The sequence below is a fragment of the Micromonospora cabrerizensis genome (genome assembly GCF_022230955.1).
GTDB classification, from domain to species: domain Bacteria; phylum Actinomycetota; class Actinomycetes; order Mycobacteriales; family Micromonosporaceae; genus Micromonospora; species Micromonospora cabrerizensis.
The window spans coordinates 144,522-170,283 of the sequence record NZ_JAKKFI010000053.1 but is presented as its reverse complement, the minus strand read 5'-3'; the positions used below and the strand labels follow the sequence as shown (position 1 = coordinate 170,283).

Below are 25,762 nucleotides of genomic sequence, written 5' to 3'. Positions count from 1 at the left end.
ACCCCACGCCCCTCGCTTCAGAGGACGGACGATGATCGCAGACAACCGAACCGGCAACACCGCCGGTGGCTCGACGGCAGCCCCGGGCAACGGCGACCCCGACGCTGCGCCACCCGCCGACCGCGATGGCGCACCCGAGTCCGACGATGCGGCTGCTCTCGCCGCCATTGCCGGTCGGCCAGCCCCCGCCGCGCTGCCGAAGTGGTGGAACGCCGGTCGGTTCCTGCGCGGGTTCTGCGGAACCGACGAGGCGCTACTGGCCTGGGTGCCGCAGGAACGGGCCCGCTACACGGGAATGGGCGGTGCTGTCCTCTTCACCGCGCTGATGGCGTTCGGCTCGATGTCGGTGGCACTGGTCATCGCCTTTCCCGCCGTCGGTCCGCTGGCGGTGCTTCCGGCGGCCGGTCTGTGGTTCCTGCTGATCCTCAACTTCGACCGTTGGCTGGTCACCACGCCGCTGTCCAGCAGCGGAATCCGGAGACTGGGGACAGTCCTGATCCGGTTGGGCATGGCTCTGATCTTCGGGATCGTCGTCGCCGAACCCCTGGTTCTCGTGGTGTTCCAGAGCGCGGTGTCCGAGAAGGTGAAGGAACTCCGCGAGGACGAGGTCCGCAAGTTACGGGCGACCTGGGAAGGGTGCAACCCGCTGGACTCGGTGACCGACGTCGGCGCTGCGGGTGGGACGCCAGTCACCACGGCTCCCGTTGACGCTGCCCCCCAGGACCCGGCGCCCGCTGCGGCCGACGACACCTGCGGGAAGTACGTCATACCCCCGCCCACGGCGATCAGGGCACTGCAGAACGAGTACGCGTCAAAGCAGCAACAACTCGTCGACCTGCAGAAGGCCCTCACCCCGCTTCGGGAGCACCACGACGCCCTGGTCAAGAAGTCTCAGGACGAGTGCCTGGGCAAGCCGGGCATTGGGCAGACCGGTCAGTACGGCGACGGTCCGGTGTGCAAGCGCCTGACCCAGGACGCAGCGGAGTACGCCCGCCTCAACCGGCTCGACCCCCTGACATCGAGCGCCGCGGACCTTACCGGCCAACTTCAGAACCTGACCGAGAGGATCCGCGAGGAGAGCGTGATCTCGGTCGCGGCACGGCAGACCTACATCGACGTTCAGGCAGATGCGCGGCGGGCCGGTTTCGAGGAACCCGGCCTGTTGGAGCGTATTGAGGCGCTGCACAGGCTGGCCGCCGAGCACGCGGCACTGGCCTTGGGGATCTGGGCCGTACGGGCGCTGTTCATCCTCGTCGACCTGGCCCCCGCGCTGGTGAAGTTCAACTCTGGTCCAACCACCTACGACCGGTTGGCGCAACGGAGCCTCAACCTCGGCGAGATGCGGTACTCGGCGTTGGCGCTGGAGGAGACGGCGCGTGCGCATCGCTGGGCCGACGACCAGAAGGAAGACCTCGACGTCGAGCGGGCCAGGTCAGCGGCCGGCCGGGCCGCCGAGTACGACACCATCGTCGACGAGCTTGAACGGCACTGGGCCCGAGCTGCCTCGGAACTGCCCCACCCGACCGGCGCCATTGGTCCGGCAGACCGAGGATTCCCGATGTCGGAGTCGACCTACTCGTACATCGCCGAGGAGGAAATTCCCCAGTTCGACCCGCCCGAGCCGGCCGAGGACGAGGGATCCGACGCCTCCGGCGGGTTGACCGGGAACGACCAGGCTGTGAGCGGTGACGGTGATCGGCTCCGACGGGCGTTCCGTTCCGTGCCACGGATGAACGTGGTCACCCTCGGCGGGGTGGGAGTGGGCAAGACGGCGTTGATGGCGGTCATGTTTGCCGAGTTGGAGGACGACGAGGAGTGGCCGGGACGCGGTTACCGGGTCATCTGTCCGGACGCCGAGCAACGTGACACCCTCTCCCGTCACGCGCACGCGGTGAAGGCTCCCGGCGTCGAATGGCCGGAACGCACCAACACCGCGGCGGTTCAGGAGTACGGCTTCAACTGCCTGGTCCGGGTGGACCATGAGGAGATCCCCGTTCTGCGCCTCCGCTACTTCGACTACGCCGGCGAGTTGATCGAACGCGGCGCGGAGGTCGATCGGGCCACCCGGGTCGAGCTGGCGCGACGGGTCGAGTCGGCGGATGCCGTACTGCTGATGGTGGACGGTGTCCGACTGCGTGAGTGCGAGGGCGATGCCCGGGATCGCCTCGACTTCGGCCATCTGCTCAACAACTGCGTACGGTGGATCGAGGGGGCGAGCGGTCCGGTCCAGGTGGTGGTGACCAAGTGGGACTGCCTTGAGGGTGAACCCGACTCGGCCGGGCGACCATGGACCCGGGAGCGGCTGGTGCTCGCCTTGGAGCGCTACCCGGCGATGCGCCGTTTGGCGGCTCGTCGACCCTCGTTGGCCGGTGGGGGTGGCGGTGGTCCCGGCCTGCGCGTGATTCCGGTCTCCGTCGTCGGTGCCGGCGCTGTGCAGGAGCGGCGCGGTCCCGGATACCCGCTGATGGAGAAGGTCCGACCCGGCACCCCCATCAACGTGGATGTGCCGTTCGCGGGCCTGCTGCCGGACCGGCTCCTGCAGGTGTTGGACGGGATGGGACACGCGGCGCTCCGGAGCCGTATCCGCACCGCCCGCCGTCGGCGGATCCGCTATCGCGTCACGACCCTGCTGACCAGAACGGCGGGGCTCCTCCGGGGGCTCACGCTTCAGCTCAACCTGGGTGTCGGCTCGGTTGGCTGGCAGCATCAGGCGGCCACCGACCCCAACGCGGGCTGGGTTGCCTCCGGGGTGTTGGAGGAACGCCTGGTTACCCTCCGCCGCGACATCGCCCGTGACACCGAGCTCGTCGGCAACGCTCAGGAGCTGCGCCGACGGGCCGACTGGTCGCTGCGGGCCAAGCTGCGCGTGCTGGAGTGCTTCACGCGCAGGCTGGCTCGCTTCGATCGGGAGTTCCCCGGTCGCGGTCTGCGCAACACGACGGTGGGGGAGTGACGATGGCTGCGACGACCGGTCCCAGTCGTCCGGAAGGGTCGATGTGGCCCTTCCTGGTCAGCCCCGCAGGTCGAGGCGGCAACCGTCCGATCGTCCTTCCTGATCTGGATCTCGGCTCGGACCACGGGAGGCTGCTCCAAGCCCTGGTCCGTACCGACGACGGGATCGTCGACGGTCTGGTCGAGACCCGGGAGTTGGAAACCCGCCAGTACGGGCACCTGACCCTTGTGTTCCGACGGGTGCGGGCAGGCAGTGACGGCGCGGCACATGTGTGGGACCTCGCCGAGCGTCGGCGGATCGCTGGGCTCACCGGCCACGTCGCCCGGATCACCGACGTGGCCTTCTCGCCGGACGGACGTTTGGTCGCCACGGCAAGCTGGGACCACACGGTCCGTGTTTGGGACGTCCGTTCGGCGCAGACCGTCGCGACCCTGGATGGGCACGACTCCTGGGTGGTGGGCTGCCGATTCACCCGTGACGGCCGCACGGTGGTCACCGCCACCGCCGACGGGACGATCGCGGCCTACGACGTGACCTCCGGCGCCCGCACCGTCGTCGCCAGGCTGGAGGTGGTGCTCGTCGGGCCGATGGAGATCAACCGGACCGGCCGGGTGCTGCTCGTCGCGGCCGCTGACCACACCGTCCGGGCGATCCAACTGCGTCGGGGGGAACAGGTCGGCGTGCTGCGCGGCCACCGGGACCGGATCACGGCCTGTGCGCTGGCGCCGAACGGACTCCTGCTGGCGACCGCGAGCCGCGACCGGACCGTTCGGGTGTGGGACCTTGCGACCGGGGTCGAGCGCGACACCCTCACCGGGCACCAGGACTGGGTCACCGGTCTCGCCTGGCCCGCAGAGGGCTGGATCGCCTCGGTGGGCTGGGATGGCACACTCCGGCGTTGGTCTCCCCGGCAGGAGGTGCTGTTGCGCGAGGTGGGGCCACTGCGGGCCTGTGTGGCGGTGCCCGGCGGTCAGCAGGCCAGCCGGCTGGTGGTCACCGGCGAGCACGGGCGGATCGTCCGCTGGGACGCCGCCCATCCAGATGCGACCGCGATCCTCGCCGGGGACGCCGGCTGGATCGACGTGGCACGTTGCTCGCCCGACGGGCAGCTCATGGTGACCGGCAGCCACAACGACGGGCCGGCCGGAGCGCACCCCTTCCGGGACGGATTCGGCCGCCCAGCGACGATGGTCGAGGGAGTTCTGCTGGCGGGGCGCCGCGGCGACGCTGTCCTCACCGACCTGGACTGGCAACGGGTGCATGCCGTCTGCCTGGACGGGTTGGGCACCGCGCTGACCGACCATCGAGGGGATCTGGTGGTCCGTAGCGGTCCGCAGAACCGCCCTGGCGACCCACAGCCCGCGGTGACCGGCCCAACCGCTCTCACCGGCAGGCGGAAAAAACGTTCGATCTCCGCTGGTGAACCGGCCCTCGAAACGCGGCTCCGTCGCGGCGGCGGATGCGCGCTGTCCTCGGTGGCCGTCGCACTGCTCGCGCTCGGTGGATTGTGGGAGGTGCTGACCAGGTTGCTGGGCTGATGCCCGCCGTACTCGCCGGACAGGTGGCTCAGGTCGTCGTGGCCAACCCGCGCAGCCGGCTGACCGCCTCGGTCAGCACCTCGGGGCGCTTGCAGAACGCGAACCGGACCAGCCGCCGGCCCGCCTCGACATCGTCGTAGAAGACCTGCGTCGGCACCGCCACCACGCCGCAGCGCTCCGGCAGCGAGCGGCAGAACTCCACCCCGTCCCGACCACCGAGGGCGGTGATGTCGGCGGTGACGAAGTACGTCCCCTCCGAGTCGAGCACCTCGAAGCCGGCGTCGGTGAGTCCACCGACGAGCTGGTCACGCCGCTGCTGGAGCCCATCACGGAAGCCGGTGTAGTAGTCGTCGGGCAGAGCCAGCGCCACGGCGACGGCGGGTTGCAGCGGCGCCGCGTTGACGTAGGTGAGGAACTGCTTCACCCGCAGCATTGCCGAGACCAGCGCCGCCGGGCCACTCGCCCAGCCGACCTTCCAACCCGTGCAGGAGAACGTCTTGCCGGCCGAGGAGATACGCAGCGTCCGCTCCCGCATCCCGGGCAGGCTGGCCAGTGACACGTGCGGGCCCGACGCGTCGGTGAAGACCAGGTGCTCGTACACCTCGTCGGTGACCGCGTACGCGCCGTGCTCCTGGCACAACTCGGCGACCAGCGCCAGCTCGGCCGGGGTGAAGACCTTGCCGGTCGGGTTGTGCGGTGAGTTGAGCAGCACCAGTCGGGTGCGCGGGCCGAACGCCGCGCGCAGCGCCGCCGGGTCGAAGGCGTACCGGCCGTCGGCCGCGGGCCGCAGGGTCACCGGTCGCCGGACCGCACCGGCCAGGGCGACCGAGGCGGCGTACGAGTCGTAGTACGGCTCGAAGCACACCACCTCGTCACCCGGTTCGCAGAGGGCGAGGATGCTGGCCGCGACCGCCTCGGTCGCGCCCGCGGTGATCACGATCTCGCCGTCCGGGTCGTACGACAGGTTGTGGAACCGCTGCTGGTGGGCCGCCACCGCCGCGCGCAGGGCGGGAATTCCCGGGCCGGGCGGGTACTGGTTCTGCCCACCGCGCAGCGCCTCGGCGGCGGCGGCCAGCATCTCCGGCGGACCGTCGGTGTCCGGGAAGCCCTGCCCGAGGTTGACCGCGCCGGTACGCACGGCGAGGGCGGACATCTCGGCGAAGATCGTCGTGCCGAACGGCCGCATCCGGGCCACCAGCGGGTCGACATCGGTGCTCGTCGTCACCTGCGCCAGCCTACGACCACCCGGGACGGAAACCCCAGCCTCACTCGGGCGTGCACCTGGTCCCCCAGTATCCCTGGGTCTTCCTGACGACCGGCTCGCCGGCACCGGTGACCGTGACGGTGCAGTCCATTGGCTTCTGGACGTCGTCGACCCAGTCGGCCTCCACCATCACCCGGCTCTGGCCGTTGGTTCGGATGGTGGTGCGCCAGGGAAGTTGCACGCCGTCGACGTGGATGAGGTCGCTCTCGGCGTCGTAGTACGCGATGTCGGCAACGCCCGACCCGCTGACCTCGTAGACCACCGTCACCGGGGCCGGCCCCGACGTCGGTCGGGTGATCGGCTGTTTGCTCGGGGTGGGCGCCACGGTGGTCGGCCGGGCGGTGGGTCGCTCGGGGATGAGCGGCCCGGCGGTGGACGTCCCGTCGTCGTCGGGAATGACCCACGGGTCCTCGGCGACCGGGTCCGGGGCGGTCGTGTCGAGCAGGGCGCCGCCCACGCAGAGGCAGCCGCAGATGATCAGGACCAGCGCCACGAAGGCCGCGACGACGATGCCGACGATCCGGCCGCTGTTCGTGGTCGGGCTGCCGCTGGCCTGCGGGTGACCGGGGTAGGTGTACGGCGGCGGATAGCCGTACGGCGGCCATCCGGCTGACGGTGGCCAGTGCGCGGGCGGTGGCTCGCCGGCGGGCGTCGGCCATCCGGCTGACGGCGGCCAGTGCGCGGGCGGTGGCTCGCCGGCGGGCGTCGGCCATCCGGCTGCCGGCGGCGGTCCGGCGGTCGTCGGGTCCGATGCGTCGGGCGGCGACGCCGGTGGGCCGGGCGTCCACTGGGTCGACGGCGGTTGAGGTGTCCACTGGCTCGGGGGCGGCGACGGGGTCCACGGTGCGGCCGGAGTCCACGGGGCTGGTGCCCACGGTGCCGGCGGTGCCCAGGGCTGGCCCGGGGCCAGTGGGTCGGGGGCCGAGGGCCCGGCGGGGAAGGACGGTGCCGTCGGATCCGACGGCAGCGGAGAGGACGGCTCGGGTGGCGACCCCGACGTGCCGCCGGGTGCCGGGTCCGATGGTGAGGAGGGGGACGGATCGGGCGGGGGCGCGTCGGACATGGCTGCTCCGGGCGGGAGTGGGTATGGGACGAACGGGCCGAGGGCGGGCGCGCCGAACCCGCCGAGAGACTGTCGTACCCGACGGCGCGCCGCAACCCCGTCTCCCCGGGCGGCCGTGAGCGGGGCTGTGACGCTCGTCCCGTTGCGACCCGCCAAACCTCGATCGCTCAGATTCCGTGATTGATAACCCGACTTTCGAGCACCCATGATGAGTGAAACTGGGTTAGGCTGCGGGCCATGTGTGGAATCGTGGGATACGCGGGCGCGCGCCCCGCACTCGGCATCGTGCTCGACGGGCTGCGGCGGCTGGAATACCGCGGCTACGACTCGGCGGGCGTCGCGATCGTGTGCGACGACCGGCTGCTGACGGAGAAGAAGGCCGGCAAGCTGGCCAACCTCGAGAAGGTGCTGTCCGAGCGGGCCGCCGAGGACCCGACCTCCTGCGCGGCCAGCCCGATCGGCATCGGTGACGGCACCACCGGCATCGGGCACACCCGGTGGGCCACCCACGGCGGCCCGACCGACCGCAACGCCCACCCGCACGTCGCCCCCGACGGCCGGGTCGCGGTGATCCACAACGGCATCATCGAGAACTTCGCCAAGCTTCGCGGCGAGCTGGAGGCCGAGGGCGTCCAGTTCACCAGCGACACCGACACCGAGTGCGCCGCACACCTGCTGGCCGCCGCGCTGGCCGACCTGCGAGCCGCCGGCCAGCCGGACAGCCCGCAACTGCTGGCCGCCGGCATGAGGGTGGTCTGCCAGCGGCTGGAGGGCGCGTTCACGCTGCTCGCGGTGGATGCCGGCGTGCCCGGTGCGGTCGTCGGCGCCCGGCGTAACTCGCCGCTGGTGGTCGGCCGCGGCGACGGTGAGAACTACCTGGCCAGCGACGTGGCCGCGTTCATCGAGCACACCCGGGAAGCGGTCGAGCTGGGCCAGGACCAGATCGTCCTCATCACCGGTGACAGCATCGAGATCACCGACTTCGACGGCCAGCCCGCCGCCGGCAAGGACTTCCACATCGACTGGGACTCCTCCGCCGCGGAGAAGGGCGGCTACGACTGGTTCATGCTCAAGGAGATCGAGGAGCAGCCGCAGGCCATCGCCGACACGCTGCTCGGCCGGCTCACCGAGACCGGCGAGATCGCCCTCGACGAGGTCCGCCTCAGCGACCAGGACCTGCGCGACGTCGACAAGATCTTCATCGTGGCCTGCGGCACGGCGTACCACGCCGGCATGGTCGCCAAGTACGCCATCGAGCACTGGACCCGGATCCCCTGCGAGGTGGAGCTGGCCAGCGAGTTCCGCTACCGCGACCCGGTCCTCGACCGGTCCACGCTGATCGTGGTGATCTCGCAGTCCGGCGAGACGATGGACACCCTGATGGCGCTGCGCCACGCCAAGGAGCAGAAGGCCCGGGTGCTGGCTATCTGCAACACCAACGGCTCGACCATCCCCCGTGAGTCGGACGCCGTGCTCTACACCCACGGCGGGCCCGAGATCGCCGTCGCCTCCACCAAGGCGTTCCTCACCCAGGTCGTCGCCTGCTACCTGATCGGGCTGCACCTGGCCCAGGTGCGCGGCATCAAGTTCGCCGACGAGGTGGGCGCGGTGGTCGCGCAGTTGCAGGAGATCCCCAGCAAGCTGCGCGAGCTGCTCGACCGGATCGAGCCCGTCCGTGAGCTGGCCCGCGAGCTGAAGTCCGAGCCGACGGTGCTGTTCATCGGCCGCCACGTCGGCTACCCGGTGGCCCTGGAGGGCGCGCTGAAGCTCAAGGAACTGGCGTACATGCACGCCGAGGGCTTCGCCGCCGGTGAGCTGAAGCACGGCCCGATCGCCCTGATCGACAAGGGCACCCCGGTGATCTGCGTGGTGCCCTCGCCGGTCGGCCGGGGAATGCTGCACGACAAGGTCGTCTCCAACATCCAGGAGGTCCGGGCGCGCGGTGCGCGGACCATCGTGATCGCGGAGGAGGGCGACGAGGCCGTCGTCCGGTACGCCGACCACCTCATCTACGTGCCGCGTACGCCGACGCTGTTGGCCCCGCTGGTCACCACGGTGCCGCTGCAGGTGCTCGCCGCCGAGATCGCCGCCGCCCGTGGTCACGACGTGGACCAGCCCCGCAACCTGGCAAAGTCGGTCACCGTCGAGTAGGCCCCTCGACGACCTGGCCCAGCACGACCCGGGCCATCCCGTCCAGCGCGGGATTGCCCGGGTCCCAGTAACCGGTGTGGCCGCCTCGCCCACTGCCGAAGACCCGACCACCGAACCCGGGATCCGACGGGTCGTGACCGAACCACAGCTCGTGGCCGGTGCGGTCGGGCCAACCCAGCGCGGCGGCCAGCGGAGCCGCGCCGGACAGCGCACGTCGGCCCAGCTCGTCCACCGGAAGGGCCCCGCGGATCACGTCGTCGGGAGCGCTGCTCGCCCAGACCTCTCGGGCGGGCACGCCCAGCTCGGCGGCGTGCGACGCACCGACCCCGGGGGAACCGACGAAGACCAGCGCGTCGGCGGCCAGCCCGTGCTCCCGGGCGGCCACCCCCACCACCAACGACCCGTAACTGTGCCCGAGCACGGTCTGTCGGGCCGGTGGCCCCTCGTGGGTGGCCCGCAGCCCCTCCTGGAAGCGGTGCAGCGCCGGGCCGGCATCGCGTGCCAGGCCCGCCGAGGCCGCGTCGGTCACGAAGTCCGGGGCGTCGTAGTCCAACCAGAGCACCGCCGCGCTGCGTTCACCCGGGGCGAGCGTGGCGCACCGGTCCAGCACCCGCGCCGCCCTGCCCAGCTCACCGGGGGCGTCGTCCAGCCCGGAACCCATGCCGGGCACGTAGGTGAGCACCCGGTCGGCCTGGTCCGGGTCGCCGAGCGCCAGCACCACCCGACCCTCACCGGCCGTATCCAGCCCCAGCAGGTACGCGCGCGGCTCCCCGCCGCCTGCCAGTCGTCCGCCCAGCGCGTCCAGACCGGCCAGCCGCTCGGCCACCCCGCGCAGCCGGACCGACGCGAGTGCCCCCGGCGGCACCCGGGTCAGCAACCGCCGCCGCTCGGCCAGCAGCTCCTCCCGCCAGACTCCGAGCCGCAGCCGGTTCGCCTGGTCGCGGGCGGCCACCGGCACCCCGTCCAGTCGGCCGACCAGCGCCGGCTCGTGCCCGATCAGCCACCGTCGCTGCGCCGGTGTCAAACCCGCCCACCAGGCGTGGACCAGGGGCGGCGCCGCACCGGGGCCCGGCCGGTCCGGTGGTGGTGGGGACGCCCAGCCGCTGCCGGCGGCCCGGGCCAGCTCGTCCAACCGGTCGGCGGCGACCCGGTCCGCGGCCCCGGCCTGGTCGAGCGCGTCCCGAACGGCTGCCGCCACCCGGGCCGCAGCCACGCCGGCCCGCTCGGTCGGCCGGCCCCGGGCAGGATCGACGTGCACGCCGCCCGAGCGGTCCACCAGCAGGCCGGCCGCGTCCGCCAGGGCGACCGCGTCGGCGAGCCGCGCCTTCGCCACCGTCAGCCGGGCGGCCAACTCGGCCAGCACCTGGTCGACCTCGATCACCACGGGTGCGACCGACGCCAACTCGTCACGCAGACCGACGAGCCGGGCGTCCGCCGCCGTGGCCGCCGCACCCGACCAACCGCCCCGCAACCGCCCACCAGCCGTACGCAGCTCACCGACGCGTCGGTCGACCAGCCCGGTCAACCCCGCCCAGGCCGCCCCGGCGGCCCGCCACCCGCTCGGATCGGCAGCCCACAGCTGTCGGTACGCGACGCTGCTCACCGGTGCAGGGCGGCGAAACGGTCGGCGGCCCGGTCGTCGACCGACTCGTACGCCTCGGCCGAGGCCCGCACCCCCGCCGACGCCGCCGCGACCCGGGCACCCAGCCGGCAGAACCAGGAGTGCACGGCTGCCTCCACTCCCGCCAGGGCCGCGCCGGCTCGCCACTCGGGTGCCGTCACCAGCAACCCGGGCACCCCCGCGAGGCCCAGCGCCAGCCGGTGCGCCCCGTCGTCGAGCACGACGGCGACAGCGCGCAGCTCCTCCGGCCGGACGACGAACGGCTTCTCGGTCATGACCACACCCCCACCGACGATCGGGATCGACGCGCCGACGCTAGGCGCGTACCGGAGGTCGCCGAGTGCCCTGTGGACAGCCGGCGGTGAGGCGTACCCCGGCCTGTCCACAGGCGTTGCCCACCGCGGGCCCGACGGCTAATGTGCGGCACCGGCCGCCGGTAGGGTGAAGTGGTGATCGTCGCTGTCGGCATCGACGTCGTCCTGGTCGACCGGTTCGCCCGGGCCCTGGCACGGACGCCGCTGCTCGCCGACCGGCTCTTCACCACGGCCGAGCGACACACCCGCGCCGGCGCCCCGCGCTCACCGGAGTCGCTTGCCGCCCGCTTCGCCGCCAAGGAGGCCGTGGCCAAGGCGCTCGGCGCTCCGGCCGGGCTGAGCTGGCACGACTGCGAGATCGTGCCCGACCCGGACGGCCGCCCCTGGCTCGCCGTCTCCGGCACGGTCGCGGCGGCGGCCGACGCGCGTGGAGTCAACCGCTGGCATCTCTCGTTGTCGCACGACGGGGGGATCGCGTCGGCGATGGTGGTCGCGGAACGGTGACGTCGGCTGGGTGGGCCGACCCGGTCCACCCGCGAACGAATGGGACACGGTGGCATGAGATCGGTGTGGCGGGTGGCCGACGTACGGGCGGCCGAGGCAGGGCTCATGGGCACGCTGCCGGAGGGGACGCTGATGCAGCGGGCCGCCGCCGGGCTGGCCCGACGGGCCGCGCTGCTGCTCGCCGAGCGGGGCGGGGTCTACGGCGCGCAGGTGCTGCTGCTGGTCGGTTCCGGCGACAACGGCGGCGACGCGCTGTACGCGGGGGAGCGGCTGGCCCGCCGGGGAGTCCAGGTGTCCGCCCTGCTGCTCACCCCCGGGCGCGCGCACGCCGCTGGGCTGGCCGCGCTGCGAGCGGCCGGCGGCCGGCTGGTGCCGCAACCGGCCGGCCCGGTCGACCTGGTCCTGGACGGCATCGTCGGCATCGGCGGCACCGGTGGGCTGCGGGCGAGCGCGGACGAGGTGGTCCAACGCCTCGGCGAGCTGCGTGGGCGCGACGGCGAGCGCGCCACCATCCTGGCGGTGGACGTCCCGAGCGGGGTCGCGGTTGACACCGGCCACGTGCCGCTGTCCGCGTCCGGCCGACCGACCGCGGTCCGCGCCGACGTGACGGTGGCGTTCGGCGCGCTCAAGCCCGCACTGGTGGTCGGGCCGGCCGCCGCCCTGGCCGGGCAGGTGGAGCTTGTCGACATCGGGCTGCGGCCGTGGCTGCGAGGGTCCCCGGCGCTGCGGGTCACGGAGTGGTCCGACGTGGTCGACTGGTGGCCGGAGCTGGGCCCGGCGTCGGAGAAGTACAGCCGGGGCGTGGTGGGGGTGTCGACCGGTTCGGCGACCTACCCGGGCGCGGCCGTGCTCTCCGTCGGCGGGGCTCTGGCCGGGCCGACGGGCCTGGTCCGCTACGCCGGCGGTGCCCGGGCCGAGGTGCTGCACCAGCACCCCTCCGTGATCGCCAGTGGGCGGGTCGCCGACGCGGGCCGGGTGCAGGCCTGGGTCTGCGGCTCGGGCCTGGGCACCGGAGAGGACGCGGCGGCCGAGCTGCGCGCCGTGCTGGCCTCCCCGGTGCCGGTGGTGCTCGACGCCGACGCGCTGACCCTGCTGGTGGACGGCTCCCTCGCCGACCGGCTGCGCGGGCGGGACGCGCCGATCGTGGTCACGCCACACGACCGGGAGTTCACCCGCCTGTGCGGGGAGGAACCCGGTGCCGACCGGGTCGGCTCCGCGCTGCGGCTGGCCGCCTGGATGAACGCGGTGGTGCTGCTCAAGGGCGACCGCACGGTGATCGGCACGCCGGACGGTCGGGCGTACGTCAACCCGACCGGCACCGCGGCGCTGGCCACCGGAGGCACGGGTGACGTGCTGGCCGGGCTGCTCGGCTCGTTGTTGGCGGCCGGGATGCCCGCCGATCGGGCTGCGGCCTCGGCCGCGTACCTGCACGGGCTCGCCGGCCGGGAGGCGGCCCGGGGTGGGCCGGTGACCGCGCCCGACGTCGTGACAGCGCTTCGCCCGGTTGTCGCCCGGCTGGGCTGATCGGGCCGTTCCGGCCGGGTCGGCGTGCGGGGGCGTGCGTCGCCGCCCCCGGTGATCACGGCGGAAAGTAGGCTGGGCGTATGTGGCAGGCCGAGGTACGCGTCGATCTTGACGCGATCCGCGAGAACGTGAGCCGACTCCGCTCCGGCACCACCGCCGAGCTGATGGCGGTGGTGAAGGCCGACGGGTACGGCCACGGGATGCTTCCGGCCGCCCGCGCCGCGCTCGACGCCGGTGCGGACTGGCTCGGCGTCTGCACCCTCGACGAGGCGCTCACCCTGCGGCGGGCCGGAGTGACAGTGCCGGTGCTGGCCTGGCTGCTCGCGCCGGGGTTGCCGCTGCACGAGGGGGTCAGCGCCGGGGTGGACCTGGGCACGGCCAGCCTGCCGCAACTGGACGAGATGATCGAGGCGAGCCGGCTCGCCGGGCGTCCCGCCCGCCTGCACCTGAAGATCGACACTGGGCTGTCCCGGGGCGGGGCGACCGTCGCCGACTGGCCGGCGCTGCTGGACGCCGCCGCGAAGGCCCAGGCCGACGGCCTGGTCGAGGTGGTCGGCGTGTGGAGCCACTTCGTGTACGCGGACTCGCCCGGCCACCCCACCACCGACCGTCAACTGGCCGTGTTCCACGAGGGGCTGGCCATGGTCGAGCGGGCCGGGCTGCGACCGCGCTGGCGGCACCTGGCCAACTCGGCGGCCACCCTGACCCGCCCGGACACCCACTTCGACCTGGTCCGCCCCGGCCTGGCCATCTACGGCCTCTCCCCGGTGGCCGGCGAGACGTACGGGCTGCGGCCGGCGATGACGGCGCGCGCCCGGGTGATGCTCACCAAGCGGGTGCCCGCCGGCACCGGTATCTCCTACGGGCACGCCTACACGACGGAAGCCGACGCGAATCTGGCCGTGGTCCCGCTCGGCTACGCCGACGGGGTTCCCCGGCACGCGTCCAACACCGGGCCGGTGCAGCTGGCCGGAGCGCGAAGGACCATCTCGGGACGCGTCTGCATGGACCAGTTCGTGATCGACTGCGGCGACGACCCGGTGGCCGACGGCGACGTCGCGACCCTGTTCGGCAGTGGCGCCGACGGCGAGCCGACCGCCGACGACTGGGCCGAGGCGGTCGGCACGATCAACTACGAGATCGTCACCCGGTTCGGCGGCACGCGGGTGCCCCGGGTCTATGACGGCGAGCGGCCATGAGCTATCGCATTCCGCGTCCGCGGACCGCGGTGGGCCGGGTCGCGGGGATCCTCGGGGCCGCGGTCGGGGTCGCGGCCGCGGGCCTGGCGGCCGGCGTCGCGACCGAGCGCACCCTGGTCCGCCGGCTCAAGGCAGACCCGGCCGACCGCTACGCGCACGAGGCGTTCGGCGAGCAGCGGTACGACGAGGCGTTCCGCCTGGCGCTGCCGGACGGCACGGACATCCACGTCGAGGTGGTCGAGCCGACCAGGCCGGTGCCGGGGCATCCGACGGTGGTGCTCGTGCACGGTTTCTGTCTGGACATGGGGACGTTCCACTTCCAGCGCCAGATGCTCGCCGCCCGGGGTGACTACCGGGTCGTGGCGTACGACCAGCCCGGTCACGGCCGGTCCGGCCGGTTGGAGACCGGGGAGTACGACCTCGCGGTGCTCGGCCGGACGCTGCGCCAGGTGATCGACCGCACCGCGCCGGACGGGCCGCTGGTGCTGGTCGGTCACTCGATGGGCGGCATGACCATCATGGCGTTCGCCGAGTTGTTCCCGGAGCTGTTCGGTGACCGGGTGGTGGGCACCGTCCTGATGGCCACCTCGGGCGGGCTCGTCGCCGAGACCAAGCTGGTCGCGCCCGCGCTGCTCGGCCGGGTCGGCGGCCCGGTGTTGTACATGGTCAGCAACGCCACCCGGTACGGCGGGCCGGTGATCGACAAGGCCCGCAAGTCGACGTCGAACGTGGCCTGGCTGCTGACCCGCAAGTACGGCTTCGGCACCCGCAAGCCCAGCCCCGCGCTGGTGTCCTATGTGGAGATGATGAACTCCCGGACGTCGGCCGACACGGTGACCCGATACCTGCGGACCCTGGCCACCCACTCGCGCTTCCCGGCTCTCGCGGCGTTGGCCGCGACGCCGGTGCTGGTGGTGGTCGGCGACAAGGACATGATCACTCCGGTGACACACTCGGAGGAGATCGTCCGGCGGCTGCCGCACGCCGAGTTCGTCAAGATCAAAGACAGTGGTCACGTGGTGATGCTGGAACACGCCGACGAGGTCAACGCCGCGCTCGCGCGGTTCCTCGAATCACTCGCGAAGCCGGAGGAACGGTGAGTCACGTCGTCAAGCTGCCGACCGTCGAGGACACTCGGGAGTTCGGTCGACGCCTGGCCGGGCTGCTGCGCGCCGGCGACCTGGTGTTGTTGACCGGCCCGCTGGGCGCCGGCAAGACCGCGCTGACCCAGGGCGTCGGCGCCGGGCTCGGTGTTCTCGGCGACGTCACCTCGCCGACGTTCGTGATCGCCCGGGTGCACCGCCCCGATCCGGCCCGGGGCGGCCGGGTGGCTCTGGTGCACGCCGACGCGTACCGACTGGGCGCGGCGACCGACCCCCGCGCCGAGATCGACGACCTGGACCTCGACGCATCGGTCGAGGACTCGGTGACCGTGGTGGAGTGGGGCGAAGGCCTGGTCGAGCAGTTGGTCGACGCGCACCTGCGGGTCCGGATCGACCGCCGTGACGACGACACCCGCATCGTCGAGCTGGACCCGGTCGGCGGCGACTGGGCCCGTCGGCTCGCCGACCTGGGCTAGGCCGGTCGCTGTCGTACCCGATGCCTAGAGCGCGGGGGACCGACCCGCGCTGTGTGAGAGGTTCCTGATGCCCGACGACGCCCCCGCCCTGGATCTGCTGGCCCTGCTGCCGGAGCAGTGGCGTGCCGTGCTCACCCCACACCTGGATGCGGCGCGCACCGCCGCGCTGGCCGAGTTCGTCGCGCGGGAATACGCGACACAGACCGTCTTCCCGCCCGTGGAGGACCTGTTCTCGGCCTACCGGCTCTGCCCGCCGCAGGGCACCCGGGTGCTGATCCTCGGCCAGGACCCTTACCACCGGGCCGGGCAGGCCCACGGGTTGAGCTTCAGCGTCCGCGAGGGTGTGACGGTGCCGCCGTCGTTGCGCAACGTCTTCAAGGAGCTGGGCGAGGACGTCGGCGTTCCCAAGCCGCGTAGCGGCAACCTCGACGGGTGGGCCGCCCAGGGCGTGCTGCTGCTCAACGCGGTGCTGACCGTCCGTCAGGCCACCCCGGGCTCGCACGCCAACGCCGGCTGGGAGGAGTTCACCGATGCCACCATCCGGGCACTGGACGCCTCACCGGACCGGGTGGTCTTCCTGCTCTGGGGCGGCTACGCCCGCAAGAAGGCGGCCCTGGTCACCAACCCGCAGCACGTCGTGCTGGAGGCCGGCCACCCCAGCCCGATGAACCCGCGTGGCTTCCTCGGCAGCCGTCCGTTCAGCGCGGCCAACAAGGCGCTCGCCGACGCCGGCCTGCCCACCATCGACTGGGAGCGCACCGCCGGCTGACGTCTCTGCCGTTGGCTCAGCCTCCGCTGGCCTGCTGCCGGTCCCGGTAGCGGCGCAACAGCTCGCCGGCGCGTGGCTCGGTCAGCTCCAACTCGACGAGCGGCACCACCTGGTAACCCCGACCGCCGTGGCGCACCTCGATCGTCTCGGGCAGCTCGTCGCACATCGTGGCCCTGATCTCGCCGTACCGGCTCGACCATCGGTGCTCGCCCGGCTCCTCGGGCTCCAACCACACCCCGCCGAACTCGCCCCAGCGAGCGTTCCACCGCTGGCCGTAGTTCCTCTCCAGCCAGCGGGTGAGCACCTTCGAGTCCTGCCATCGCACGGCGATCTCCAGCGCGTCCACGGGCACCGGCGCGCCCTGCAACAACGCAGCCGTACTTCCGGTGATCACCTGCGGGAGGTCGCTGAGCCGGTCCATCAGCTCATTCAGGCCCAGCTCGTCGATCCGCTCGGCGATCGGCCGGGCGGCTAGGTCGTCCATCCGGGCGTCGAGGTGCGCGTCCAGCGGTTCCACCCCGACGACCAGCTGCACCTCCATCGCGGCGAGCAACGCCTCGAGCATGGCGACGCTGGGCGCCCGCCCGCCACGTTCGATCCGGGCGACGGTCGCCTGGCTGACCGCGGCCAATTCGGCCAACTCGCACTGGCTCAGCCCGCGCAACTGCCGTTGCTGGCGGAGGACGGTGCCGAGCAGAGCGCCGAGACGGGTGGATGGCATCTCGGGATGGTGAACCAGGCTGGGCCCCATCCGATACCGCTGAGGCTGATTCACGACTGGCCGGCTGTCGGGCGGGTTCCCGGGAGAGCGGGTCGAATGCCCTTCGTGGCGGGCCTTTCCCTGATGAGCGCTATACCTCTGAGTCATAAATATGACCCAGAGGTATAGCGCTTGTTGAGATGTCCGCCGCCCAAGCCGGAGCGTCCCCGAGAGCGGTGGGGCTGGGGCGGCTGAGGGCGGGGCGTGACCGGGGGCCGTGGCGGGGCGGCTAGGCTGGCTTACCGTGCTCGTACTCGTGGTGGACAGCTCGACCCCTGCGGTGACCGCAGCGCTGGTGGAGGTCTCGGCGGATGATGTCGTGTCCCGGGCGTACCGGTGCACGGTCGATGCCCGCGCGCACGGCGAACTGCTCGCTCCCCAGGTGGACGCGGTCCTCGCCGACGCCGACGCGCGCCCACGTGACCTGACCGCCGTCGTCGCCGGGCTCGGCCCGGGGCCGTTCACCGGGCTGCGGGTCGGCCTGGTCACCGCCGCGACGATGGGCCAGGTGCTCGGCATCCCCACGTACGGCGTCTGCTCGCTGGACGCCATCGGCTACCCGGCGGCGTCCGGTGAGCCGGTGCTGGCCGCCAGTGATGCCCGGCGCAAGGAGCTCTACTGGGCCGTCTACGACGGTGCGGGCCAGCGGATCGTCGGGCCTGAGGTGTCCACGCCGTCGGTCGCCGCCGCGCGCGCCCGGGAGCTGGGCGCGACGATCGCGGTCGGGGACGGGGCGCACCGGTACGCCGAGATCCTGGACCTGCCCGTCCGGGTCGAGCCCCGGTACCCGGACGCCACCGTGCTGGCGCTGCTCGCCGCCGAGCGGATCCGGGCGGGTGCGTCCAGTGAGCGGCTCACCCCGCTCTACCTGCGCCGTCCCGACGCGGTGGCGGCGACCGGCCGTAAACCGGTCCTGCCATGACGGCGGTACGACTCGTCCCGTTCCGTTGGTGGCACATCGACGACGTGCTGCCGATCGAGGCGGACCTGTTCGGCGCCGAGCAGTGGTCGCCGGCCATGTTCTGGAGCGAGCTGGCCAACGGACACCACTACCGGGTCGCCGTCGACGGGGAAGGCGCGGTGCTCGGTTACGCCGGTCTCGCCGGGGTTCCTCCGGACGAGGTGTGGGTGCAGAACATCGCCGTCCGCCGGGACGCCCAGCGACGCGGCGTCGGCCGTGCCCTGCTGGAGGAACTGCTCGCCGAGGCGGCCCGGCGTGACGCCCGCAGCACCCTGCTGGAGGTCGCCGTGGACAACGCCGCAGCCCAGCGGCTCTACGCGACGTACGGGTTCGAGCCGATCGGGGTGCGGCGCGGCTACTACCAACCGAGCAACACCGACGCGCTGGTCATGCGGCGCGACGCCGAGCCGACCGGGAACGGACCACACGACCATGGCTGACGAACCGCTGATCCTGGGTATCGAGACCTCCTGCGACGAGACCGGCGTCGGCATCGTGCGGGGGCACACCCTGCTGGCCGACGCGCTCGCCTCCAGCGTCGAGGAGCACGCCCGGTTCGGGGGTGTGGTGCCCGAGGTGGCCAGTCGGGCACACCTGGAGGCCATCGTGCCCACCATGGACCGGGCCCTCACCGAGGCCGGAGTCACCCTGGCCGACATCGACGCGATCGCGGTCACCTCCGGGCCTGGTCTGGCGGGCGCGCTGCTGGTCGGTGTCGCCGCCGCCAAGGGGTACGCGGTCGCCGCCGAGAAACCCATCTACGGCGTCAACCACCTCGCCGCCCACGTCGCGGTGGACACCCTTGAGCACGGCCCACTGCCCGAACCCGCCATCGCGCTGCTGGTGTCCGGCGGGCACTCGTCCCTGCTGCTCGTCGACGACCTGGCCCGGGGCGTCACCCCGCTGGGCGCCACCATCGACGACGCGGCCGGCGAGGCGTTCGACAAGGTCGCCCGGCTGCTCGGGCTGCCGTTTCCGGGCGGTCCGCCGATCGACCGGGAGGCCCGGGCCGGCGACGCTGCCGCGATCGCCTTCCCACGTGGCCTGACCGCCGCGAAGGACCTCGCCGCCCACCGGTACGACTTCTCGTTCTCCGGCCTGAAGACGGCGGTGGCCCGGTGGGTCGAGGCGCGTCAGCGTGCCGGTGAGCCGGTGCCGGTGGCCGACGTGTCCGCGTCCTTCCAGGAGGCGGTCTGTGACGTCCTGACCAGCAAGGCGCTCGCCGCCTGCCGCGCCCAGGGCATCGAGACCCTGGTGATCGGTGGGGGAGTGGCGGCGAACTCGCGGCTGCGGGCGATGGCCGAGCAGCGGGCCGAGAAGTACGGCATCCAGGTTCGGGTGCCCCGGCCGAAGCTCTGCACCGACAACGGTGCGATGGTGGCCGCGCTCGGTTCGCACCTGGTGGCCGCCGGGGTCGCGCCGAGCCGACTGGACCTCCCCGCCGATTCGGCACTGCCGTTGACCACGGTCAGCGTGTGACGGGAGCGCCGGACATGATCGTACGGATGTGGGAGGCGCGCGCCGAGGCGTACGGCGTCGCCGACCTGATCACCTGGGTGTGCGACACCGCCCTGCCCGAGTTGGAGCACGACCCGCTGCACGTCTCCAGCGAGGTCTTCTCGTCCACCGACCATCGCGTGGTGGTCATCTCCAAGTGGCGCAGCAACCCGCGGCCGCTGCCCGACCCGCCTGCCCTGCTGGTGGCCCGCGCCCCGCACTCCTGGGACTTCACCCAGGTCGACCGCTGACGCGAGCCACCAACGGGGTCACCGCCGATGGTCAGGTGCGGCGCAGCATCCGGTAGGTGGCGATGCCACCGGTGCCCAGCGCGGCGAGGAAGACCAGCCAGACGACGGTGCTGCTGACACCGACCTGAGGGCCGGCGTTGGCGGAGGCGGCGGCCAGCAGACCGTCCTCACCCGGGGCGGGCAGCGCGGCCGGGGGCAGCTCCGGCCAGCGCACCAGACCGGTGCTCTCCAGCATCTGCATGTGGTGCATCACGAAGCCGTTGGAGTCGTCGCAGAGCTTGCGGACCGTGGCGTCCCGGGTGCTGGCCCGCACCGCCCCGATCACCGGGAAGATCTTGCCGTGGGCGACCCGGAGCCGGGTGACGAAGATCTGGTCGAATCGGGCGCCGGAGGCCTTCTGCATCTCCGCCAGCCAGCCCTTCTGCTCGGCCGTCGGCTCGCTGGGGATCGTCGCGCCCAGCTTGTTGGCCGCGTCGACGACGAGCTGGTCGAGCTTCTGGTGCTCACTGGCGATGCCGGCACCGATCTCCCGGACCTTGGCCGACTGCCCCTTCTCGGCGGCCATCTGACCGGCTGGCATCTCCCACAGCCCGGCCAGCCGTACCCCGTTGAGCAGTGTCATGTCGGCGGCGTTGAGCTGCTGCCCGCCGCCGGCGGGCGCGGCCATGGCCATACCGGGCAGGACACCGATCCCCGCGACGATCGCGACGAGCAGCATCGCCGCTCGGTGGGTCCGGTTGCCCAGTCGGCGATGGGCGGATCTGAGCGGTGCCATGTCTGTGGTGCCTCCTCGGTCCGGACCGAAACGCGTCGGGACCGGACAGCCATACGCTCCCGGCTGCCCGTCCGCCCACTGATACGGACTGGTCGCACGATCAGTTCATCGGTTGACGATCCGGATCAGCGGGTGATGGCGAGGAAGCCGCCGAGCAGCAGCAGGGTGAGCGCGGCGGCGGCGAAGAGCATCAGCAGCTCGCGGCGCCCGTGCCCGACGGCGTCGCCGTCACCGGGCGGGTCGGCCAGTGCCGGCAGATCGCGGGTCAGCGCGGCCAGGTCACCGAGGGTGCGGGCGGTCCACACCGCACCCGCCCGATCGGAGAACTCGTCGAGGGTCAGCCGGCCCGCCGCGGTGTGCCGGTGCAGCTCGGCGACCACCCGGTTGCGGTCGTCGTCGGAGGCGCGCAGCTCGACATCCACGCCGGACAGCGTACGCGGGTCAGCCCACGTCGAGGGGGTCGGCGAGGAGTCGTTCGAAGGCCAGCTCGGCCGCCCCGATCAGGGGGGCGTCCGCCCCCAGCTTGGGTGTGCGCAGCCGGACGTGCTCCAGGCAGGCGCCGAGCGCGTTGGAGTTGAGCCGGCTGCGGATCTGGGCCGCCGCGGCGAGGTAGAGGTCGCGCATGGTGCCGCCGAAGATGACCATCTCGGGGTTGAAGATGTTCACCAGGTTCGCGACCCCGAAGCCGAGCCAGTCGCCGGCCTGGCGGACCGCCGTCTGGGCTCGGGCGTCACCCCGGTCGGCGGCGTCGAAGACGGCCAGCAGCGCGTCGCGACCCCGGGCGTCGGAGCGTCCGGCGGCCCGGAGCAGACCGTGCTCGCCGATCTCGGTCTCCCAGCAGCCCCGGGAGCCGCACTCGCAGGGCCGGCCGTCGCGGACCACCTTCATGTGGCCGACCTCGCCGCCGTATCCACCGTGGCCGGTCAGCCGGCGTCCGCCGGCGATGATGCCGGCGCCCACGCCGACGTCGCCGTACAGGTAGAGGACGTTGTCGCAACCGGCCGCGACACCCCGTGCGTGCTCGGCGAACGCGGCGACGTCGGCCACGTTGCCCACCGTGACCGGCACGTCGATGCCCAGCTCGTCGGCGAGGGCCGCGCCGATCGGCTCGTCCACCCAGCCGGTGGTCGGCCCGAGCCGGACCAGGCCGTCGTCCCGGCGGACCATGCCGCAGACCGCGACACCGGCGCCGACGCAGATCGCGTCTGCCGGCACCAACTGCTGCATCTCCTTGACCGCCCCGGCCAGCAGCGGCGCGGCCTCCGCGGCCAGCAGGCCTCGTGGTCTGTCCAGGTCGCGGCGGTCCAGGACCGCCCCACCCAACCCGATCCGGGCGGCGCGCAGTCGGTCCACCTCCACGGAGTACGCGTACGCGTAGACCCGGGCCGACTCGGGCCGGACGACCAGTGACGGTCGCCCGGCCCGGCCGGTCTCCTTCGGCGCGCCTTCGCTGACCAGCCCCACGGCGGACAGGTCGGCGGTGAGCGCGCCGATGGTGCTGCGGTTGAGGCCCAGCGTGGTGGTCAGTTCGGCGCGTGTGGTCGCCCCGTGGACGTGCACATGCCTCAGCAGAGCCCCGAGGTTCTGCCGTCGGACGTCGTCCTGGCTCGGTCCTGGGCGCATCGTGGTGCTACCTCCCGCGGTCAGCGGGTGCCGGTGGCTGCCGCGCGGCGGCGGGAGAGCGCGTCGACGCTGGCGGCGAGCAGCAGCACGACGCCGGTGACCACGTACTTGATTCCCGCGCTGTACCCCATCAGGCCCATTCCGTTTTCGATGACCGCGACCACCGCGCCGCCGAGCACGGCGTCGAGGACCCGGCCCTTGCCACCGAAGAGGCTGGTGCCGCCGATCACCGCCGCGCCGACCGCGTAGAGCAGTACGTTACTGCCCCCGGTGTTCGGGTCGACGGAGTTGGCCCGGCTGGCCGCCACGATGCCACCGATGGCGGCCATCGACGAGCAGATCACGAAGACCGAGATCCGGATCCGGTCGACCTCGATGCCGGCCCGGCGGGCCGCTTCCCGGTTGCCGCCGACGGCGTAGATGTGTCGGCCGTAGCTGGTGCGTTGCAGCACGAAGGTCCAGATGATCAGCAGTACCGCGATGACCGGCACCACGATCGGTACACCCTTGAGCGAGACGATCAGGACGTTGCGGCTGCGCTCCAGGTTGAGGACGTACACCGCGGCGCCGAGGATGACGGCGAGCCCGCCGATCCGCAGGGCCACCACCGCGATCGGGTCGGTGATCAGGCCACGGGCCACCCGGTTGCGGTAGCGCAGCAGTTGCACCGCCGCGTAGCCGACGACCGCGAGGGCGGCCAACGACCAGCCCAGGATGGGCGCGAGGTTGCGGTTCGCGATGGCGACCAGCACGTCGTCGCGTACGGAGATGTTGGTGCCCTCCTTCACGAGCAGCAGCACGATGCCCTGGAAGGCGAGGAAACCGGCGAGGGTGACCACGAAGGACGGAATGCCGATCTTGGCGACCAGCAGGCCGAGGCTGGTGCCGATGAGCACGCCGGTGGCGACCGCGGCGAGCACGGCGACCCACCAGGGGTAACCGAGCACGGTGACCACATTGGCCAGCACCGCCGCGCAGACGCCGCTGGCGAAGCCTGCGGACAGGTCGATCTCGCCGAGCAGCAGCACGAAGACCAGGCCCATCGCGATCAGCGTGACCGCCGCGCCCTGGGTGAAGAGGTTGGCGAAGTTGCCGGCCGACAGGAACGACGACGGCCGCATGATCGCGAAGACGGTGCAGAGCACGATCAGGCCGAGCACGGCCGGGAGCGCGCCGACGTCGCCACCGCGTACCCGGCTCCAGTAGCTGCGGGCGTGCCCCCCGATGGTTGGCGGTGGTGTGACGGCCGCCGGGCCGTCCTTCCGCACGGCGGTCGCGGTCATCGGAGGCCTCCTGAGGTCGAGTCGGCCGGCTGCGCGCCGTCGCCGTTGCTGCTCGGGTCGGTGGCGAGGCCGAGCCCGCCCGAGCGCCCGGCGGTGATCAGCTCGACCACCTGGGCGTGGGTGATGTCAGTGGTCTTCACCTGGGCGACCATCTGGCCGAGGTAGAGCGCGGCGATCCGGTCCGACACGGCGAAGACGTCGTTCATGTTGTGCGAGATGAGCACCACGGCCAGGCCGTTGTCGGCGAGGCGGCGGACCAGTTCGAGCACCTGCGCGGTCTGTGCCACACCGAGCGCCGCGGTGGGCTCGTCCAGGATGACCAGCTTGCTGTTCCACAGCACCGCCTTGGCGATGGCCACGGTCTGGCGCTGGCCGCCGGAGAGGCTGGACACGTGCTGACGCAGCGAGGTGACGGTGCGGATGGAGAGCCCCGCCAGCGTCTCCGCGGCGAGTTGTTCCATGGTCGGCTCGTCCAGGACGATGCCGCTGCGCCTCTCCCGGCCCAGGAACATGTTCTGCACGATGTCCAGGTTGTCGCAGAGCGCGAGATCCTGGTAGACGACCTCGATGCCGAGTGCGGCGGCGTCGCGGGGGCTGCCAATGTGTACCGGTTCACCGTTGAACAGGAACTCGCCAGCGTCGGTGGGGTGGATGCCGCTGATGCACTTCACCAGGGTCGACTTGCCGGCGCCGTTGTCGCCGACCAGTGCGGTCACTTCGCCCGGGTGGACGGTCAGGGCGACGTCGCGGAGCACCTGGACAGGACCGAAGCTCTTGTCGATCCCGCGGAGTTCCAGCAAGGGGGTCGCGGACACGGGGGGTCTCCTTCTTAAGGGAGGGTCGGGGCCCGTCCGGCGGGCGCCGCCCGGCACGGGAGGGTGCTCCCGTGCCGGGCGGCGATGGTCGTTCCGACGGGTACTGCGGCGTCGGTCAGCTGATGCCGGCTTCGGCGCAGAACTTGGCGTACGCCGCGGTGCAGACCTCTTCCTTGGTCACGTAGCCGTCGGCGATGACGTCCTTGACGCTGTCCTTGTAGATGGCCTTCGGGGTGAGCAGCACCGAGGGGACGTCCCGGTCACCGTCCTTCACCGTCTGGCCGGTCTCCTTCTTCTCGCCCTTGGCGAGCGCGATGGCCAGGTCGGAGGCGGCCTTGGCCTCTTCCCGAACCGCCTTGTAGACGGTCATGCACTGGTCGCCGGCGAGGATGTTCTGCAGACCCTCGGTGCTGGCGTCCTGCCCGGTCACCGGCACCTTGCCGTTGAGCTTGTTCTTCTTGAGGATCGAGATGGCGGCGTTGCCGAGACCGTCGTTGGCGGCCAGCACACCGTCGATCTTGCCGCTCGCCTTGGTGAGCTGCTGCTCGAAGATCGTCGCGGCCTGGGCGTTGTCCCACGCCGGCACGGCGTCCTCGGGGCCCTTGACGTACTCCTTGGCGTCGAACTTCGGCTTCAGCACCGAGTCGTAGCCGGCCTTGAACAGGGTGGCGTTGTTGTCGGTGGGGGAGCCGTTCAGGTACGCCACGACGGGGTTCTTGGCGCCCTTCTCGGTCAGGCACTTCGACAGGCCCTCGCCCTGGAGCTTGCCGACGGTCTCGTTGTCGAAGCTCACGTAGTACTGGGCGGAGCCGCCGAGGGTGAGCCGGTCGTAGTCGATCGTGGCAACGCCCTGCGACTTGGCCTTGTCGAGCACGGCCTTGCCGGTGCCGGAGTCCAGGTTGACGATCATCAGGGCGGTGACGCCACCGGTGATCATCTGGTCGGCGATGGTCTGGAAGGCGGTCTTGTCGTTCTGGGCGTTCTGGATGTCGTACTGGACGCCGGCGGCCTTGAAGGCCTCTTCCAGGAACCGACGGTCTGCGGTCTCCCACCGGGCCGAGGACTTGCTGTCCGGGAGGATCACGCCGATCTTGGGAGTCTTGGCGGAGTCGGCCGAGCCGGAGCCGGAGTCGTCGCCACAGGCGGTCAAGCCGCCGGTCGTGAGCAGGCCCACGGCGGCGATGGTGAGGATCCCCTTACGCATGTGCAGGGTCCTTTCGGGGGTGGGGGAGGTGTTGTTTTGTTGTGTCCGGCAACGTATTTCGCGTCACACCGGATCCACAAGACCGCGCAGGTGCCAAGTTTGTTGGGAGCGATA

At 72.2% G+C, this 25,762-nt stretch carries 24 protein-coding genes; 13 read left to right on the top strand and 11 right to left on the bottom strand.

What is annotated here, in order from left to right; translation table 11 throughout:
* Window positions 1-31: 31 nt before the first annotated feature.
* Window positions 32-2,953, top strand: coding sequence for a DUF4407 domain-containing protein (locus LADH09A_RS10800; RefSeq protein ID WP_238644736.1), 2,922 nt, complete (start codon window positions 32-34; stop codon window positions 2,951-2,953).
* Between the two features lie 2 nt (window positions 2,954-2,955).
* Window positions 2,956-4,491 carry a WD40 repeat domain-containing protein gene (locus LADH09A_RS10795; protein WP_238644735.1) on the top strand — a complete coding sequence of 512 codons (1,536 nt, stop codon included), beginning with the start codon at window positions 2,956-2,958 and terminating at the stop codon, window positions 4,489-4,491.
* 28 nt (window positions 4,492-4,519) lie between these two features.
* Here the strand turns inward: LADH09A_RS10795 and LADH09A_RS10790 are convergent, their stop codons facing one another.
* Window positions 4,520-5,716: a pyridoxal phosphate-dependent aminotransferase gene (locus LADH09A_RS10790; RefSeq protein ID WP_308194527.1), complete on the bottom strand. Its 1,197-nt coding sequence runs from the start codon at window positions 5,714-5,716 to the stop codon at window positions 4,520-4,522.
* Window positions 5,717-5,756: 40 nt separating this feature from the next.
* Window positions 5,757-6,248, bottom strand: coding sequence for an MmpS family transport accessory protein (locus LADH09A_RS10785; protein WP_238644734.1), 492 nt, complete (start codon window positions 6,246-6,248; stop codon window positions 5,757-5,759).
* Window positions 6,249-7,055: 807 nt separating this feature from the next.
* Between LADH09A_RS10785 and glmS the strand changes: the two genes are divergently transcribed.
* Window positions 7,056-8,969 carry a glutamine--fructose-6-phosphate transaminase (isomerizing) gene (gene glmS / locus LADH09A_RS10780; RefSeq protein ID WP_238644733.1) on the top strand — a complete coding sequence of 638 codons (1,914 nt, stop codon included), beginning with the start codon at window positions 7,056-7,058 and terminating at the stop codon, window positions 8,967-8,969.
* Here glmS and LADH09A_RS10775 read toward each other — a convergent pair.
* On the bottom strand, window positions 8,956-10,572 hold the full coding sequence (locus LADH09A_RS10775) for an alpha/beta hydrolase (protein ID WP_238644732.1): 1,617 nt from the start codon (window positions 10,570-10,572) through the stop codon (window positions 8,956-8,958). The genes glmS and LADH09A_RS10775 overlap by 14 nt on opposite strands.
* Window positions 10,569-10,865 (bottom strand): hypothetical protein, encoded by a 297-nt coding sequence (locus LADH09A_RS10770; RefSeq protein ID WP_238644731.1) that lies wholly within the window; start codon window positions 10,863-10,865, stop codon window positions 10,569-10,571. The genes LADH09A_RS10775 and LADH09A_RS10770 overlap by 4 nt, the downstream gene beginning before the upstream one ends.
* 174 nt (window positions 10,866-11,039) lie before the next feature.
* On the opposite strand from LADH09A_RS10770, the gene LADH09A_RS10765 reads away from it, so the two are divergent.
* The 6 genes from LADH09A_RS10765 to ung all read left to right on the top strand — a co-directional run bounded on the left by LADH09A_RS10765 (window position 11,040) and on the right by ung (window position 16,479).
* Entirely contained in the window at window positions 11,040-11,408 is a 369-nt protein-coding gene (locus tag LADH09A_RS10765) for a holo-ACP synthase (protein ID WP_141911139.1), read from the top strand.
* A gap of 54 nt (window positions 11,409-11,462) precedes the next feature.
* Window positions 11,463-12,932, top strand: coding sequence for an NAD(P)H-hydrate dehydratase (locus LADH09A_RS10760; RefSeq protein WP_238644730.1), 1,470 nt, complete (start codon window positions 11,463-11,465; stop codon window positions 12,930-12,932).
* A gap of 80 nt (window positions 12,933-13,012) precedes the next feature.
* The gene (gene alr / locus LADH09A_RS10755) at window positions 13,013-14,131 is read left to right on the top strand and encodes an alanine racemase (RefSeq protein WP_238644729.1); all 1,119 of its coding nucleotides are present in this window, start codon (window positions 13,013-13,015) and stop codon (window positions 14,129-14,131) included.
* Window positions 14,128-15,231 (top strand): alpha/beta fold hydrolase, encoded by a 1,104-nt coding sequence (locus LADH09A_RS10750; protein ID WP_238644728.1) that lies wholly within the window; start codon window positions 14,128-14,130, stop codon window positions 15,229-15,231. Before alr ends, LADH09A_RS10750 begins: the two co-directional genes overlap by 4 nt.
* On the top strand, window positions 15,228-15,710 hold the full coding sequence (gene tsaE, locus LADH09A_RS10745; protein ID WP_238644727.1) for a tRNA (adenosine(37)-N6)-threonylcarbamoyltransferase complex ATPase subunit type 1 TsaE: 483 nt from the start codon (window positions 15,228-15,230) through the stop codon (window positions 15,708-15,710). The genes LADH09A_RS10750 and tsaE overlap by 4 nt, the downstream gene beginning before the upstream one ends.
* 67 nt (window positions 15,711-15,777) lie before the next feature.
* The gene (gene ung / locus LADH09A_RS10740) at window positions 15,778-16,479 is read left to right on the top strand and encodes a uracil-DNA glycosylase (protein ID WP_238644726.1); all 702 of its coding nucleotides are present in this window, start codon (window positions 15,778-15,780) and stop codon (window positions 16,477-16,479) included.
* A gap of 16 nt (window positions 16,480-16,495) precedes the next feature.
* Here the strand turns inward: ung and LADH09A_RS10735 are convergent, their stop codons facing one another.
* Complete coding sequence (locus LADH09A_RS10735; RefSeq protein WP_238644725.1) at window positions 16,496-17,200, bottom strand: helix-turn-helix domain-containing protein; 705 nt, start codon at window positions 17,198-17,200, stop codon at window positions 16,496-16,498.
* A gap of 283 nt (window positions 17,201-17,483) precedes the next feature.
* Between LADH09A_RS10735 and tsaB the strand changes: the two genes are divergently transcribed.
* From tsaB to LADH09A_RS10715, 4 genes are read left to right on the top strand one after another with little or no spacing between them, the layout of a single operon-like run.
* Window positions 17,484-18,161, top strand: coding sequence for a tRNA (adenosine(37)-N6)-threonylcarbamoyltransferase complex dimerization subunit type 1 TsaB (gene tsaB, locus LADH09A_RS10730; RefSeq protein WP_238644724.1), 678 nt, complete (start codon window positions 17,484-17,486; stop codon window positions 18,159-18,161).
* Entirely contained in the window at window positions 18,158-18,640 is a 483-nt protein-coding gene (gene rimI / locus LADH09A_RS10725) for a ribosomal protein S18-alanine N-acetyltransferase (RefSeq protein WP_238644723.1), read from the top strand. Before tsaB ends, rimI begins: the two co-directional genes overlap by 4 nt.
* Complete coding sequence (gene tsaD / locus LADH09A_RS10720; protein WP_238644722.1) at window positions 18,633-19,679, top strand: tRNA (adenosine(37)-N6)-threonylcarbamoyltransferase complex transferase subunit TsaD; 1,047 nt, start codon at window positions 18,633-18,635, stop codon at window positions 19,677-19,679. Before rimI ends, tsaD begins: the two co-directional genes overlap by 8 nt.
* Window positions 19,680-19,693: 14 nt before the next feature.
* Window positions 19,694-19,948 (top strand): hypothetical protein, encoded by a 255-nt coding sequence (locus tag LADH09A_RS10715; RefSeq protein WP_053660576.1) that lies wholly within the window; start codon window positions 19,694-19,696, stop codon window positions 19,946-19,948.
* A 31-nt stretch (window positions 19,949-19,979) separates the two neighbouring features.
* Here LADH09A_RS10715 and LADH09A_RS10710 read toward each other — a convergent pair whose 3' ends face one another.
* From LADH09A_RS10710 to LADH09A_RS10685, 6 genes are all read right to left on the bottom strand, one after another.
* Window positions 19,980-20,723, bottom strand: coding sequence for a DUF4142 domain-containing protein (locus LADH09A_RS10710; RefSeq protein WP_238644721.1), 744 nt, complete (start codon window positions 20,721-20,723; stop codon window positions 19,980-19,982).
* 125 nt (window positions 20,724-20,848) lie between these two features.
* Window positions 20,849-21,145 carry a DUF1707 SHOCT-like domain-containing protein gene (locus tag LADH09A_RS10705; RefSeq protein ID WP_238644720.1) on the bottom strand — a complete coding sequence of 99 codons (297 nt, stop codon included), beginning with the start codon at window positions 21,143-21,145 and terminating at the stop codon, window positions 20,849-20,851.
* Window positions 21,146-21,164: 19 nt separating this feature from the next.
* The gene (locus LADH09A_RS10700; RefSeq protein WP_238644719.1) at window positions 21,165-22,346 is read right to left on the bottom strand and encodes an ROK family protein; all 1,182 of its coding nucleotides are present in this window, start codon (window positions 22,344-22,346) and stop codon (window positions 21,165-21,167) included.
* Window positions 22,347-22,366: 20 nt separating this feature from the next.
* Window positions 22,367-23,629 (bottom strand): sugar ABC transporter permease, encoded by a 1,263-nt coding sequence (locus LADH09A_RS10695; RefSeq protein ID WP_238644718.1) that lies wholly within the window; start codon window positions 23,627-23,629, stop codon window positions 22,367-22,369.
* Complete coding sequence (locus LADH09A_RS10690) at window positions 23,626-24,444, bottom strand: ATP-binding cassette domain-containing protein (RefSeq protein ID WP_238644717.1); 819 nt, start codon at window positions 24,442-24,444, stop codon at window positions 23,626-23,628. Before LADH09A_RS10690 ends, LADH09A_RS10695 begins: the two co-directional genes overlap by 4 nt.
* A gap of 115 nt (window positions 24,445-24,559) precedes the next feature.
* Complete coding sequence (locus LADH09A_RS10685; protein WP_238644716.1) at window positions 24,560-25,648, bottom strand: sugar ABC transporter substrate-binding protein; 1,089 nt, start codon at window positions 25,646-25,648, stop codon at window positions 24,560-24,562.
* Window positions 25,649-25,762: the final 114 nt, after the last annotated feature.

Coding starts and splice junctions, on each gene's coding strand:
- LADH09A_RS10800 (WP_238644736.1), top strand. CDS start 32: ATGATCGCAGACAACCGAACCGGCAACACCGCCGGTGGCTCGACGGCA.
- LADH09A_RS10795 (WP_238644735.1), top strand. CDS start 2,956: ATGGCTGCGACGACCGGTCCCAGTCGTCCGGAAGGGTCGATGTGGCCC.
- glmS (WP_238644733.1), top strand. CDS start 7,056: ATGTGTGGAATCGTGGGATACGCGGGCGCGCGCCCCGCACTCGGCATC.
- LADH09A_RS10770 (WP_238644731.1), bottom strand. CDS start 10,865: ATGACCGAGAAGCCGTTCGTCGTCCGGCCGGAGGAGCTGCGCGCTGTC.
- LADH09A_RS10760 (WP_238644730.1), top strand. CDS start 11,463: ATGAGATCGGTGTGGCGGGTGGCCGACGTACGGGCGGCCGAGGCAGGG.
- alr (WP_238644729.1), top strand. CDS start 13,013: ATGTGGCAGGCCGAGGTACGCGTCGATCTTGACGCGATCCGCGAGAAC.
- LADH09A_RS10750 (WP_238644728.1), top strand. CDS start 14,128: ATGAGCTATCGCATTCCGCGTCCGCGGACCGCGGTGGGCCGGGTCGCG.
- ung (WP_238644726.1), top strand. CDS start 15,778: ATGCCCGACGACGCCCCCGCCCTGGATCTGCTGGCCCTGCTGCCGGAG.
- LADH09A_RS10735 (WP_238644725.1), bottom strand. CDS start 17,200: ATGCCATCCACCCGTCTCGGCGCTCTGCTCGGCACCGTCCTCCGCCAG.
- rimI (WP_238644723.1), top strand. CDS start 18,158: ATGACGGCGGTACGACTCGTCCCGTTCCGTTGGTGGCACATCGACGAC.
- tsaD (WP_238644722.1), top strand. CDS start 18,633: ATGGCTGACGAACCGCTGATCCTGGGTATCGAGACCTCCTGCGACGAG.
- LADH09A_RS10715 (WP_053660576.1), top strand. CDS start 19,694: ATGATCGTACGGATGTGGGAGGCGCGCGCCGAGGCGTACGGCGTCGCC.
- LADH09A_RS10710 (WP_238644721.1), bottom strand. CDS start 20,723: ATGGCACCGCTCAGATCCGCCCATCGCCGACTGGGCAACCGGACCCAC.
- LADH09A_RS10700 (WP_238644719.1), bottom strand. CDS start 22,346: ATGCGCCCAGGACCGAGCCAGGACGACGTCCGACGGCAGAACCTCGGG.
- LADH09A_RS10695 (WP_238644718.1), bottom strand. CDS start 23,629: ATGACCGCGACCGCCGTGCGGAAGGACGGCCCGGCGGCCGTCACACCA.
- LADH09A_RS10685 (WP_238644716.1), bottom strand. CDS start 25,648: ATGCGTAAGGGGATCCTCACCATCGCCGCCGTGGGCCTGCTCACGACC.